Genomic DNA, 12,709 nt, shown 5'->3' with positions numbered 1-12,709 from the left:
GCGCCCCTCCCGGGCCCGCCGTGACCCGCGCCGACCGGCACACCCCCACGGCCCCCGGTGCGGGCACACGGCTGCCACCGCTCGGTGCGCCGGCCGCCCGCCGTCCTGCGCGACAATGGTGGGATGTCCACACTGTTCGACGCCGGCCGCGGGGCCGCGGCATGAGCCTCTTCCGGGACGACGGCGTGGTGCTCCGGGCGCAGAAGCTCGGCGAGGCCGACCGGATCATCACCCTGCTCACCCGCCAGCACGGCAAGGTGCGTGCGGTGGCCCGCGGGGTGCGCAAGACCAAGTCCAAGTTCGGTGCCCGGCTGGAGCCGTTCTCGCACGTGGACGTCCAGTTCTTCAGCCGCGGGAGTGAGCTGGTCGGCCGCGGGTTGCCGCTCTGCACCCAGGTGGAGACCATCGCCCCGTACGGCGGCTCGATCGTCACGGACTACGGCCGCTACACCGCCGGGACGGCCATGCTGGAGACGGCCGAGCGGTTCGCCGAGAACGAGGGCGAGCCGGCCGTCCAGCAGTACCTGCTGCTGGTCGGCGGGCTGCGCACGCTGGCCGCCGGGCTGCACGAGTCGCACCTGGTGCTGGACGCCTTCCTGCTGCGCTCGCTGGCGGTCAACGGGTACGGCGCGAGCTTCACCGACTGCGCCAAGTGCGGTCTGGAGGGCCCGAACCGGTTCTTCTCGCTCCAGGCGGGCGGCGTGCTCTGCGCGGACTGCCGAGTGCCCGGATGTGCCGTACCCTCCCCTGAGACACTGGTACTGCTCGGGGCGCTGCTGTCAGGGGACTGGCAGACGGCCGACACCTGCGAGCCGAGGTACTGGCGGGAGGGCAGCGGCCTGGTCGCGGCCTACCTGCAGTGGCACCTGGAGCGGGGCATCCGCTCGATGAGATACGTGGAGAAGTGAGCACATGGCAGCGCGACGGCTCTTCGGCGGCGGCAAGCAGCGGGCGTACGTCCCCCCGACCCCGCACCCCAGTGGCGCCCAGCCCCCGAAGATCCCCGGCGAGCTGGTGCCCGACCACGTCGCCATCGTGATGGACGGCAACGGGCGCTGGGCGAAGGAGCGCGGGCTGCCGCGCACCGAGGGCCACAAGGTCGGCGAGAGCGTCGTGCTGGACGTCCTCAGGGGCGCGATCGAGCTCGGCGTGAAGAACATCTCGCTGTACGCGTTCTCGACCGAGAACTGGAAGCGCTCGCCCGACGAGGTGAAGTTCCTGATGAACTTCAACCGGGACGTCATCCGCCGCCGCCGCGACGAGATGGACGCGATGGGCGTGCGGATCCGCTGGGCCGGCCGGATGCCGAAGCTGTGGAAGAGCGTCGTCCAGGAGCTCCAGATCGCCGAGGAGCAGACCAAGGGCAACGACGCCGTGACGCTCTACATGTGCGTCAACTACGGCGGCCGGGCCGAGCTGGCGGACGCGGCGCAGGCCATCGCGGCGGACGTCGCGGCCGGCAGGCTGGACCCGCGGAAGGTCAACGAGAAGACCATCGCCAAGTACCTGTACCACCCGGACATGCCGGACGTGGACCTCTTCCTGCGCCCGAGCGGCGAGCAGCGGACGTCCAACTTCCTGCTCTGGCAGTCCGCGTACGCCGAGTTCGTGTTCCAGGACGTGCTCTGGCCGGACTTCGCCCGCCGGGACCTCTGGCGGGCCTGCGAGCAGTACGCGATGCGCGACCGCCGCTTCGGCGGGGCGATCCCCAACGAGGTGGCCCAGCCGGTGGCGGCGGAGCTTCCCTCGCAGCGCTGACGCGCCGGAGGGGGCGGCGCCGACGCCGGGGACGGCGCGGTGCTGACGCCCGGACAGCCGCAAGGGCCCCGCGGGACGCGTCCCGCGGGGCCCTTGCGTGGTCCGTACCGGCCGGCTGCCTGCTCAGGCCTGCTTCTTGGCGCACTCCGCGCAGGTGCCGAAGATCTCCAGCGTGTGCGCGATGTCGCTGAACCCGTGCTCGGCGGCGACCGAGTTGGCCCAGCGCTCGACGGCCGGGCCCTCGACCTCCACCGTGGCGCCGCAGTGCCAGCAGACCAGGTGGTGGTGGTGCCCGCTGCTGCAGCGCCGGTACACGGCCTCGCCGTCGGCGGTGCGCAGGACGTCCACCTCGCCCGCGTCGGCGAGCGACTGCAGCGTGCGGTAGACCGTGGTCAGGCCCACCGAGTCGCCGCGGTGCTTGAGCATGTCGTGGAGCTCCTGCGCGCTGCGGAAGTCCGCGATCTCGTCCAGGGCCGCCGAGACGGCGGCACGCTGCCGGGTCGATCGGGCGCGCGGCGACGGGCCTGCGGTGGTCACCGTGGGTCCTCCTGGGGGTGTGGGCGTCTCGCCCCTCATTGTGCCAGTCCCGCCCTCCGCTCCGGAGTGGTCGCGTCGGACGGGCCCCGACCGGACGGACCGCGGCCGGAGGGACCCTGGCCGGACGGACCCTGACCGGGCAGCCGCACGTCGCAGACCGCCGGGCCGGCGTCGGCGGCCGGCCGGTGCCGGCGGCGGGCCAGCGGGCCGGCGATCGCGCTGAAGACCGCGAACACGACGATGGCCAGCAGCACGATGGCGGGGCCGGGGGGCAGTTCGGCCTCGAAGGAGGTGGTGACGCCGGCCAGCGAGACCACCACGCCGAGCGCGATCGAGGCCGCCTGGGTGACGGCGAAGGAGCGGGTGAGCTGCTGGGCGGCCACCACCGGGACCACCATCAGCGCGCTGACCAGCAGCAGGCCGACCACCCGCATGGCCACGGTGACGGTGACCGCGGCCATCACGGCGAGCAACAGGTTGAGCAGGCGCACCGGCAGGCCGGTGACGCGGGCGAAGTCCTCGTCCTGGCAGATCGCGAAGAGCTGGCGGCGCAGGCCGACGGTGACGGCGATGACCACCGCGCCGAGGACGGCGATGGTGACGAGGTCGGCCGGGTCCACGGTCAGGATCGAGCCCCAGAGGTAGCTCTCCAGGGCGGTGGCCCCGCCCTGGGCGGAGGTGGAGACCAGCAGCTTGCCGCAGGCCATGCCGCCGTAGAAGAGCAGGGCGAGGGCGATGTCGCCGCGCTGGTTGCCGCGTGAGCGGACCAGCTCCATGGTGACGGCGCCGAGCACGCAGACCAGCACGGCCATCCAGACCGGGCTGGTGTCGAAGACGAAGCCGAGGCCGACGCCGGTCATCGCGACGTGGCCCATGCCGTCGCCCATCAGCGCCTGGCGCCGCTGCACCAGGTAGATGCCGACGGCGGGCGCGGTGAAGCCGACCAGCACGGCGGCGAGCAGGGCGCGCTGCATGAAGTCGTAGCTGAGCATCTCGGACAGGTCGATCATGCGAGCAGCCTCGGCGGGGTGTGGTCGGCGTGCGGGTGGACGTGGTCGTGGCCGGGCAGGGCGTGCAGGCCGGTGTTGGGGACGGGCGGCCCGTCGTGGGCCACGCAGCCGTCGCGGAGCACCACCGTGCGGTCGATCAGCGGTTCCAGCGGTCCCAGTTCGTGCAGCACCAGCAGGACGGCGGCGCCGCGCGCGACCTCGCTGCGCAGGGTGTCGGCGAGCACCTGCTGGCTGGCGGCGTCCACCCCGGCCATCGGCTCGTCCATGATCAGCAGGTCGGGCGAGCCGACCAGGGCGCGGGCGATCAGCACCCGCTGCTGCTGGCCTCCGGAGAGGTCGGCGACGCCGTCCGAGGCCCGGTCGAGCATGCCGACGGCGGTCAGGGCGCGGTCCACCGCCTCCCGGTCCCGGCGCCGGAACGGCAGCAGCCGGTGCTGCGGCAGCCGTCCGGTGGAGACCACCTCGCGGACGGTGGCCGGGACGCCGGAGGCGGCGGTGGTGCGCTGCGGCACGTAGCCGATCCGGTGCCAGGCGCGGAACTTGGCGAACGGCGTGCCGAACAGCTCCAGCTCGCCGTGCTCCAGGGCCACGGCGCCGGTCACGGCCTTGACGGTGGTGGACTTGCCGGAGCCGTTGGCGCCGAGCAGGGCGACGACCTCGCCAGCGGCCACGGTCAGGTCGACGCCGCGCAGCACCGGCCGGCCGCCGCGGGAGGCGACGGCGGCACGCAGGTGCACGGCCGGGGGTGTCGGGTGGGTCATCGCTTCTGCCGTCCTGTCAGCTGGTGGTGGCGCCGAGTGCGGCCCGGAGGTTGGCCAGGTTCCGGCGCATGACCGTCAGGTAGTCGTCCTTGGCCGGCTCCTTGACGCCCTCCAGCGGGTCCAGGACGGCGGTCTTGAGGCCGAGGTCCTTGGCGACGGTGTCGGCGAGCTTGGGGCTGACCAGGGTCTCGAAGAAGATCGTGGTGACGCCGTTCTCCTTGGCGGCCTTCTGGACGTCGGCGAGACGGGCCGGGGTGGGCTCGGACTCCGGGTCGACGCCGTTGATGGCGACCTGGGTGAGGCCGTAGTGCTCGGCGAGGTAGCCGAAGGCGGCGTGGCTGGTGACGAAGGTCCTGCTCCCGGCGTCCTTCAGGCCGGCCTTGAACTCCTCGTCCAGGGCGGTGAGCCTGGCGACCAGGTCGTCGGTGTTCTTCCGGTAGTCCTCGGCGTGCTCCGGGTCGGCCTTGGCGAACTCGGCGCCGACGCTCCTGGCGACCGACGCGTAGCGGGTCGGGTCGAGCCAGATGTGCGGGTCGCCGGCGGCCCCGTCGTGGTCGTGCCCGTCGCCCTCGGCGTGGTCCTCCGCGAGGTGGTGGTCCTCCAGCGGACTGGCCGCGGCGGCGTCGACCACGTGCTTGGCGGAGGACCCGGCGACCGCCTTGTCCACGGTGGGCTGCAGGCCCTTGAGGTAGACCACGGCACCGGCCTTCTTGACGGCGGCCACCTGCTTGGCGGTGAGCTCCAGGTCGTGCGGTTCGACGCCGGCGGCGGTGAGGTCGGTGACCTTGACGTGCTCGCCGCCGATCTGCGCGGCGAGGTACTCCATCGGATAGAAGGAGGCGACGACGTCCAGCTTGCCGTCCGTGCCCTTGGCGCTGCTGTCCCCGCCGCAGGCGGTGAGGAGGAGGGCGGCCGCGAGGGTGGTGGCGGCCAAGGCTATGGAAGTGCCGGCGGGTCGTCGGATCATCATGACAACCATTCTCAGGTTAATTGGAAATGATTGTCAAATCACTCGGGCGGGTGAACGGTCGGTCGGGGTGGCCGGGACGGGCCGGGCGATACCGATTTGAACCTCGTACCCGGATGGCCGGTAACCTGAGGTATTCGGGAACGTGCAACCAGCCGTGCCCTGACCGTGCCGTCGTACTGAAGAGAGCACTGTGGCCGCCGACAAGATCGACACGATCGTCAGCCTGAGCAAGCGCCGTGGCTTCGTCTACCCCTGCAGCGAGATCTACGGCGGCACGCGTGCCGCCTGGGACTACGGGCCGCTGGGCGTCGAGCTGAAGGAGAACATCAAGCGCCAGTGGTGGCGCGCGATGGTCCAGGCCCGTGAGGACGTCGTCGGACTCGACTCGTCGGTGATCCTGGCCCGCGAGGTCTGGGAGGCCTCCGGCCACGTCGCGACCTTCAACGACCCGCTGACCGAGTGCCTCTCCTGCCACAAGCGCCACCGGGCCGACCACCTGGAGGAGAAGTACGAGGCCAAGCACGGCTTCCCGCCGCCGAACGGCCTCCAGGACATCAACTGCCCGGACTGCGGCACCAAGGGTTCCTTCACCGAGCCCAAGGACTTCTCCGGCATGCTGAAGACCCACCTCGGCGTCACCGAGGAGGCGAGCGGCCTGGCCTACCTGCGCCCGGAGACCGCCCAGGGCATCTTCACCAACTTCAAGGCCGTCCAGACCACGTCGCGCAAGAAGCCGCCGTTCGGCATCGCCCAGACCGGCAAGAGCTTCCGCAACGAGATCACCCCCGGCAACTTCATCTTCCGCACCCGCGAGTTCGAGCAGATGGAGATGGAGTTCTTCGTCAAGCCGGGCGAGGACGAGCAGTGGCACGAGTACTGGCTCCAGCAGCGCTGGGACTGGTACGTCGACCTCGGCCTGCGCACCGAGAACATGCGCTTCTTCGAGCACCCGAAGGAGAAGCTCTCCCACTACGCCAAGCGCACGGTGGACATCGAGTACCGCTTCAACTTCGGCGGCAGCGAGTTCTCCGAGCTGGAGGGCATCGCCAACCGCACCGACTACGACCTCACGGTGCACAGCGAGGCCTCCGGCCAGGACCTCAAGTACTTCGACCAGGAGTCCGGCGAGCGGTACTTCCCGTACGTCATCGAGCCGGCAGCGGGCCTCAACCGCGCCATGCTGGCCTTCCTGATCGACGCCTACTTCGAGGACGAGGCGCCGAACGCCAAGGGCGTCATGGAGAAGCGCGTCGGCATGCGGCTCGACCCGCGCCTGGCCCCGGTCAAGGTCGCGGTGCTGCCGCTGTCGCGCAACGCCGACCTCTCGCCGAAGGCGCGCGGCCTGGCCGCCGACCTGCGCACCGCCTGGAACGTCGAGTTCGACGACGCCGGCGCGATCGGCAAGCGCTACCGCCGCCAGGACGAGATCGGCACGCCGTTCTGCGTCACCGTCGACTTCGACACCCTTGAGGACAACGCCGTGACCGTGCGCGACCGCGACAGCATGTCGCAGGAGCGCGTCTCGCTGGACCAGGTGAAGTCGTACCTGGCGGCGCGGCTGATCGGCTGCTGAGGCCCTTCCGTCCGACCGGAGCCCCCGTTCGCCCTTCCGGGCGGGCGGGGGCTCCGGCGTTGCCGCGGGTGGCGCCCGTGGCGGGTGGCGCCGGTCGGCGGCTCGGCGGCTCGGTGGCGCGGTTGACCGGTGGCGGCTGGGCGGTGTTCGGGCGGCTGGGCGCCGGCGCGGTGGCTCGCGCGGCGCCGCCGCTCAGCGCCGGCCCCAGCGGGAGCGGGGCCGCCCGGCGGGGGTGGTGGGCAGCCCGGTCGTGCGGAGGGCGGCGAGCGTGGTGCGGTGGCGGCCCTCGTCCGCGGTCAGAGCGGCCAGCAGCCCGTCGTAGAGTTCCCGGCGGTCCTTCAACGCGGACGCCAGCTGGACCAGTTCCGCGGACGGGCGGAGCGCGGCCAGCTCGTGCAGCAGGGCGGCGGGCAGGGGCGCGGGCAGCGTGCCGACCAAGGCGGCGAGGTCGGCGGTGGGCCGGCCGGCCGCCTGGCGCAGCAGGGTCCGGACGTCGCCAGGGCGGCCCGCCCGCTCCAGGGCGGCGGCGAGGGCGGCCAGTTCGGTGGTCGGCGCGGAGCCCCAGTTCCAGAGCAGGGTGGCGCCGTCGGCGGGCTGTCCGGTCTGTTCCAGGGCGGTGAGCAGGGCCGGCAGGGCGTCCACCGGGTGGCCCCAGAGGGCGTGGAACAGCTCGGTGGCCTCCTCGGCGAGGCCGGCCTGGCGCAGCTCGGCGAGGGTGGCGGCGATCTGATCCGGCTCGCCGTTCGCGGCGCCGCGGGCCAGCTGGACGGAGGCGCCGTCCGGGCCGCCCCGGACCAGTAGGGCGGCGAGGCGGGCGGCGTCGGGCGGCAGGAGGAGGGCGGCGGCCTGGTCGAGCAGGGCGGCGCTCTCCCGGGCGGCGCCCTGGCGGTGCAGGGCGGCGATCCGCTCGGCGAGGGCGGCGAGTTCGCCGGGGGAGCGGCGGCGGGGCGGCCTGGGTGCGGGCGGTGGTGCGGGCGACGCCGGGGCGGCCACCGGGGCTGCGGGCTCGTCGGGGTGGGCCTGCGTGCCGGCGGAGCGGCCCTGCGCGACCCCGGGCCGGGTGCCGGGGGCCGAACGGGTGCCGGTGGGGGACCGGACTCCGGTGGCGGCCTGGGGAGCGGGTCGTGGCGCCGACGGGGCGTACGGATCGTCGTACGCGCCCCCGAACCGGGTGTCGGCGCTCGGGCGGGGGACCGGCCCCGGGCTCGGCCCCGACCCCGGTGGCGCCTGACGGGGGGCGGGTTGGCGCAGGCGGTGCTCCAAGTCCATGAGCTGCTCGCTCAGTTCCAGGCAGCGTGCGCCGATCTCCTCGCGCAGTGTCCGGGCCCTGGCGAGCTGTCGCAGCAGTTCCGCGTCCGGCCGCTGCCGCTCCGGGACGGCCCGCACCGCATCGGTGAGCCGGCGCTCGCGCTGGTCGGCGTACTGCCGTGCGCGGAGTAACTCGTCCAGCTCCGCCCGCAGTTCGAGGGCGTCCTGCTCGCTCTCACCTGTGTGTTCGGCTCGGGGTTGTTCCGTGTGCCGTATCCGCATGATCGCCGCACCCTGTCCATCTCGACCCTGACTGCGGGTCATCCTGGCGTCGGTATACGGCGTTCACGTTACGAGAGTGCGTCGAGTGGCTTGCGACTGGCGTCCAGGAGTGCGCACACGGCGCCCGTGGTGCCGAGCGCGACGACGGCCGCCCGGAGGAGCGCGGCCTCGTAGTAGGGGTCGGTGAAGCAGAGGACGGTCAGGCAGCCCGCGGCCGCGCCCGCTGCGGCGGGGAGCGCGAGCCGGGCGGCATGCCGGGCGGTGGCGGCGACCAGTACCACGGCGCCCGCCGCGGCGGCGAGCGCGGGCGTACCGAAGCTCCCGGCGTACCGGACGGCGAGCGCGGGGACGAAGAACAGCACGAGCCCCCGGCCCAGGGCGTCCGCGAGCGCGGTGACGCGGGGGCCGGGTGGACGGTCGGACCGGGGGACGAAGCGGGTCGCGCCGAGCACGGAGAGCGCGACGAACGCGCGTGACAGCCGCTGTTCGTCCAGCCGGGCGAGGTTGTAGAGCAGCACGGTGTCGTAGAGGACGAGCATCAGCTGGCCGTACGCCCACAGCTCGACCGCGAAGACGACCGGCCGGGGTGCGGCCGGCGCGGTGTCCGGCTCGTGCGCGGCGATCCGGGCGAGCAGCAGCGGTGTGAGGAGCGCCGACGCGATCCGCAGGGCGATGTCGTCCACCGTGTAGGGATTGCGCAGGTCCCATTCCACCGCGCAGAACGCCGCGGTGTAGGAGGCGGCGGCGAGCGGCAGCAGGGGCGAGGCGGCCACCCGGGTGTACAGCGAGCGGTCCAGCCGGCGCAGCACCGCGGCGAACGCCAGCAGGACGAGTGGGAGTTCGAGGAACGCCTGGACGCGCAGGACGGACGGCGCGAGCAGTTCCGGCGCGGGGGTGTGCGCGGCGAGCCAGTCGATCGGCCGGCTGTCGCGCGGCACCTCGAACCACCCGGGCGGGAGGTGGCGCGCGATGAACGCCGTGCTCCCGTCGTGCACCCGCCGGACGTGGACGGCGAAGGCCAGTTGGTTGAGGAGGAACAGCGCCCCGACGAGCGCGAGCAGCGCCTCCGGCCCGGGTGCACGCCCGGGCCGGGGCCCTGTGTCGAGCCGGGCGTCCGGCCCGGTCGGGGTCCGGTGCCCCGGCCGGGCCCCGGGGCGCAGGACCCGGGGTGCGAGGGCGAGTGCGGCCCCCGTCGACAGCACCACCGTGCCGTCCAGCACGGGAGCGATCGTGCTCACCGCGCCAGCCTGGTGCGGGCCTCCATCAGGGCGAAGCCGAGCAGGTTCTCCCCCCGCCAGTCGGCCGGACGCTGCGCCCGCTCGTCGTCGGCGGCGAGCCCGATGCCCCAGATCCGGTCCACCGGGCTGGCCTCGACCAGGACGCGACGATCGGTGCCGAGCAGGTACTCCCCGAGCGCTTCGTCCTGCCCGAACTTGGCGAGGTTGCCCTGGACGACCAGCTCGAACCGGCCGGCCGTCCAGGCCGCGGCGTCGAAGCCCTTGACCATCCGTCCGAGCTTCTTCGCCTCGGCGGGGGTGGCGGCCCCGAGGATCCGGGGCACGATCGCCTCGTCCCCGAACATCCGCGCCTTGCCGGCCATCATCCAGTGCTCGGCGGAGGCGTACTCGACGCCGTCGACGGTGAAGGTGCACGGCCACCACTGGCTCAGCGCCCCCGGCCCGATCGACCCGTCCCGTTGCGGCCGGTGCCCCCAGAAGAGCAGCCACTTCGGCTCCGCGCCGCCGGCGACCGCGGCCACCAGCTCCGCACGGTTGCGGGCGTCGAGCGGGTTCCCCGTGAATTCCTTGCTCATATCGTCATACTGACACAAAGGGGTGGCGGCCGGCCAACGGCTTTCGGGCGAGGCCGTGACGCCGGGCCGGCGCGGATCGTGCTGCGTCTCGGCCCGGTGCGTCGACGGGCCTGCCTGGCCGGTCGTCCGCCCGGCGCGTCGACGGGCCTGCTCGGCGATCCGCCCGGCGCGTCGCGGGCCCGCCTGGTCGCCCGCCCGGCGCGTCGACGGCCCGAGGTGAGCTCCGCCGCTCGTGGTGTCGGTGCCGCTTGGCATCATGATCGGCATGAGCCACAACATCTCGTACTCGACCGCCGACAAGGCCGACGTCCTGGCGTTCCTCGGTTCCGGCGGCAACCTGACGGAGGACCAGCAGCGCCGCCTCGGCAACATGCGCCGGCTCGCCCAGGCCTACCAGGACAGCCTCGACCACCAGGACGTGGACTGGGGGCTGTCCGTCCCCGAGGCCCTCGACCACCTGATAGCCGGACGCGCGGACTCCGACGCGGCCTGCGCGGGCAACGCCTACCACGCCGCCATGCAGCTCGTCATCGATCGCAACGCGTCCGACCCGTCGCAGCTGGGCACCTACTCCAAGCCGTCGACGTTCTTCGGCCTGGTCGACGACGAGATGCGCCGCCTCGGCGTGCCGGCCGATCTGCTGCCCCACGGTTACCTCTACGGCGGCCTGCCCGACGAGTTCCCCGACATCCCGTGGTCGCTCGACGGCTACCCGGCCATCGGCCACCTCCCGCTGGCCAAGGCCAAGCCCGCGGCCGACGCCTACCGCGCCGTCCTGGACCGGATGGACCCGGACTTCCGCTACGACGTCCAGGAGCTCATCGAGAAGCTGGAGTTCGAGCACGAGGAGTGGGAGCGCGCCACCCGGGACATCGACTGGTACACCCAGGACACGCTGTTCTTCTCCCTCACCTGAGCGACCTGCGGTCGAAGCGGGCCACCCGGGTGGCCCCGGGCGGTCTCGGGCGGTCCCGGGCCCAGGGCGGTCCCGGGCCCTGGGGCCACGGCCGGTCCCGGGCCCCGGGGGCCACGGCCGGTGGAACGTCACCCTCGGGAGCTTGCCCTGCGGGTCGACCGCAGCCGGTGGTCGGGACGACGAAGCGGCCCCCGCCGCTGCGATGAGCGGCGGGGGCCGGGTGCTCGGCCGTGACCCGAGGGCGGACCGTCAGCCGATCGAGCGGGGGAGCCGGAGGGTCAGGCCGAGGATGGTCAGCGCGCCCAGCAGTTGGATGCCGAGGCAGAGGGCCAGCGCCCGGTCCATGCCGAGGGTGGGGGCGAGGGCCAGGAAGAGGGAGCCCAGGGTGGCCACGCCGAGGGCGAGGCTGGACTGCTGACCGGTGGCGAGGACGCCGCTGCCCACGCCCGCCCGGTCGGCCGGCACCTTGGAGAGGACCACGCGGAACAGCGGGGTGCCGATCAGGCCCTGGCCGATGCCGGCGAGGGCGACCCCCGGCACCATCCGGAGGGGGGAGAAGTGCGCCCAGTCGGCGAGGACGGTCGCCGCCAGGACGGCCAGACCGCTCGCCTGGACGAGCGCACCCGCGGTGAGCACCCGGCTGCCGAAGCGGCCGATCAGCCGGGGGCCGGCGAGCGAGGCGGCGAAGTAGCCGACGGCCATCGGGACCAGCGCCCACCCGGCCGTCACCGGGTCGAGGTGGAGGCCCTGCTGGAGCGCCACGGCGATGACGAACATGAACCCGCCGAACCCGGCGAAGAAGGGGAGCGCGATGCCCAGGCCGCGCCGCATCTCGGGGATCCGCAGCATGGTGGGCGGCACCAGCGGGGAGCCGCCGTTGCGCTCGGTGCGGCGCTCGACCAGGACGAACGCGGTGGCGAGGACCGGGAACAGCGCGAGCAGGACCCAGGACCAGAGCGGCCAGCCGGCCGCGCGGCCCTCCATCAGCGGAACCAGCAGAGCCAGCAGCGCGGCGGCGAGCAGCACGGTGCCGGGGACGTCGACCCGGGCGGCCCGCTCGGCGCGGGTCTCCGGCACGTACCGGACGGCGAGGACGAGGGCGAGCAGCGCGCACGGCACGTTGATCAGGAAGACCGAGCGCCAGCCGGTGCCGAAGACGTCGGCGGCGACGAGGATGCCGCCGAGCACCTGCCCGATCACCACCGAGATACCGCCGACCGCGCCGTAGAGGCTGAGCGCGCGGCCGCGCCGGGCGCCGTGGGTCGCGGCCGTGACGGTGCCGAGCACCTGCGGGATCAGCAGCGCGGCCGAGGCGCCCTGCGCGGCGCGGGCGGCGACCAGCGACCAGGCGTCCGGGGCGAGCCCGCAGGCGAGCGAGGTCAGCGCGAACGCGGCGGCGCCGGCGGTGAAGAGGCGGCGGCGCCCGAAGATGTCGCCGAGCCGGCCGCCGAGCACCAGCAGGACGGCGAAGGCGATGCCGTACCCGGCGGCCACCAGCTCCAGCACGGCTGGACCGGCGGCCAGGTCCTGGTCGATGGTGGGCAGGGCGACGTTGACGATGAAGAAGTCGAGCATCGTCAGGAACGCCCCGAGCAGCAGGGTGGCCAGCCCGGCGGTGCCGAGCGGGGCGACGCCCGCCGGGGCGGCACCGGTGGTGGCGGTGGTGGCTCCGGCCGGTTCGGGGGACGCGGCGACGGTGGTCCCGGCGACGGTGGTCTCGGCGGTGGTGGTCCTGGCGGTGGTGGGCCTGGCGACGGCGAGTTGTTGGGTCACGGGTCATACGATGTGCCGCCCGACAACCTGGTACCAGAGTGTGCTTATCCAGGTATAAGAAGTACCTG

General features: G+C 73.5%; 12 protein-coding genes. 4 read left to right on the top strand and 8 right to left on the bottom strand.

What is annotated here, in order from left to right:
- The first annotated feature begins 161 nt into the window (after positions 1-161).
- Both recO and MCM47_RS04025 read left to right on the top strand, forming a co-directional pair.
- Positions 162-908 carry a DNA repair protein RecO gene (gene recO, locus MCM47_RS04030; protein ID WP_238741029.1) on the top strand — a complete coding sequence of 249 codons (747 nt, stop codon included), beginning with the start codon at positions 162-164 and terminating at the stop codon, positions 906-908.
- 4 nt (positions 909-912) lie between these two features.
- On the top strand, positions 913-1,758 hold the full coding sequence (locus tag MCM47_RS04025; protein WP_238741028.1) for an isoprenyl transferase: 846 nt from the start codon (positions 913-915) through the stop codon (positions 1,756-1,758).
- Positions 1,759-1,881: 123 nt separating this feature from the next.
- Here MCM47_RS04025 and MCM47_RS04020 read toward each other — a convergent pair whose 3' ends face one another.
- Genes MCM47_RS04020 through MCM47_RS04005 form a run of 4 tightly spaced genes read right to left on the bottom strand, consistent with a single transcriptional unit; the run spans position 1,882 to position 5,036 of the window.
- A complete protein-coding gene (locus MCM47_RS04020; RefSeq protein WP_238741026.1) occupies positions 1,882-2,295 on the bottom strand; it encodes a Fur family transcriptional regulator in 414 nt (137 codons plus the stop codon).
- Between the two features lie 35 nt (positions 2,296-2,330).
- Positions 2,331-3,305 carry a metal ABC transporter permease gene (locus MCM47_RS04015; protein WP_238741025.1) on the bottom strand — a complete coding sequence of 325 codons (975 nt, stop codon included), beginning with the start codon at positions 3,303-3,305 and terminating at the stop codon, positions 2,331-2,333.
- Positions 3,302-4,066 (bottom strand): metal ABC transporter ATP-binding protein, encoded by a 765-nt coding sequence (locus MCM47_RS04010; RefSeq protein ID WP_238741023.1) that lies wholly within the window; start codon positions 4,064-4,066, stop codon positions 3,302-3,304. The genes MCM47_RS04015 and MCM47_RS04010 overlap by 4 nt, the downstream gene beginning before the upstream one ends.
- 16 nt (positions 4,067-4,082) lie before the next feature.
- Positions 4,083-5,036, bottom strand: coding sequence for a metal ABC transporter substrate-binding protein (locus tag MCM47_RS04005; RefSeq protein ID WP_238741021.1), 954 nt, complete (start codon positions 5,034-5,036; stop codon positions 4,083-4,085).
- 190 nt (positions 5,037-5,226) lie between these two features.
- On the opposite strand from MCM47_RS04005, the gene MCM47_RS04000 reads away from it, so the two are divergent.
- On the top strand, positions 5,227-6,609 hold the full coding sequence (locus MCM47_RS04000; RefSeq protein ID WP_238741019.1) for a glycine--tRNA ligase: 1,383 nt from the start codon (positions 5,227-5,229) through the stop codon (positions 6,607-6,609).
- Between the two features lie 192 nt (positions 6,610-6,801).
- Here the strand turns inward: MCM47_RS04000 and MCM47_RS03995 are convergent, their stop codons facing one another.
- From MCM47_RS03995 to MCM47_RS03985, 3 genes are all read right to left on the bottom strand, one after another.
- Positions 6,802-8,139, bottom strand: a complete 1,338-nt coding sequence (locus MCM47_RS03995) for a hypothetical protein (protein WP_238741014.1) — start codon at positions 8,137-8,139, stop codon at positions 6,802-6,804.
- A gap of 68 nt (positions 8,140-8,207) precedes the next feature.
- Complete coding sequence (locus MCM47_RS03990; RefSeq protein WP_238741012.1) at positions 8,208-9,377, bottom strand: hypothetical protein; 1,170 nt, start codon at positions 9,375-9,377, stop codon at positions 8,208-8,210.
- Complete coding sequence (locus MCM47_RS03985; protein WP_238741010.1) at positions 9,374-9,952, bottom strand: NADAR family protein; 579 nt, start codon at positions 9,950-9,952, stop codon at positions 9,374-9,376. Before MCM47_RS03985 ends, MCM47_RS03990 begins: the two co-directional genes overlap by 4 nt.
- Positions 9,953-10,217: 265 nt before the next feature.
- Here MCM47_RS03985 and MCM47_RS03980 point away from each other — a divergent pair, with 265 nt between their 5' ends.
- Positions 10,218-10,868, top strand: a complete 651-nt coding sequence (locus MCM47_RS03980; protein ID WP_238741008.1) for a hypothetical protein — start codon at positions 10,218-10,220, stop codon at positions 10,866-10,868.
- Between the two features lie 249 nt (positions 10,869-11,117).
- Here the strand turns inward: MCM47_RS03980 and MCM47_RS03975 are convergent, their stop codons facing one another.
- Positions 11,118-12,641: an MFS transporter gene (locus tag MCM47_RS03975; protein ID WP_374209060.1), complete on the bottom strand. Its 1,524-nt coding sequence runs from the start codon at positions 12,639-12,641 to the stop codon at positions 11,118-11,120.
- Between the last annotated feature and the right edge of the window lie 68 nt (positions 12,642-12,709).

The sequence above is a fragment of the Kitasatospora sp. A2-31 genome, from assembly GCF_022288725.1.
Taxonomy (GTDB): Bacteria; Actinomycetota; Actinomycetes; order Streptomycetales; family Streptomycetaceae; genus Kitasatospora.
Note: the sequence above shows the minus strand (reverse complement) of the source record. Positions and strands in the feature narration are given on the sequence as shown.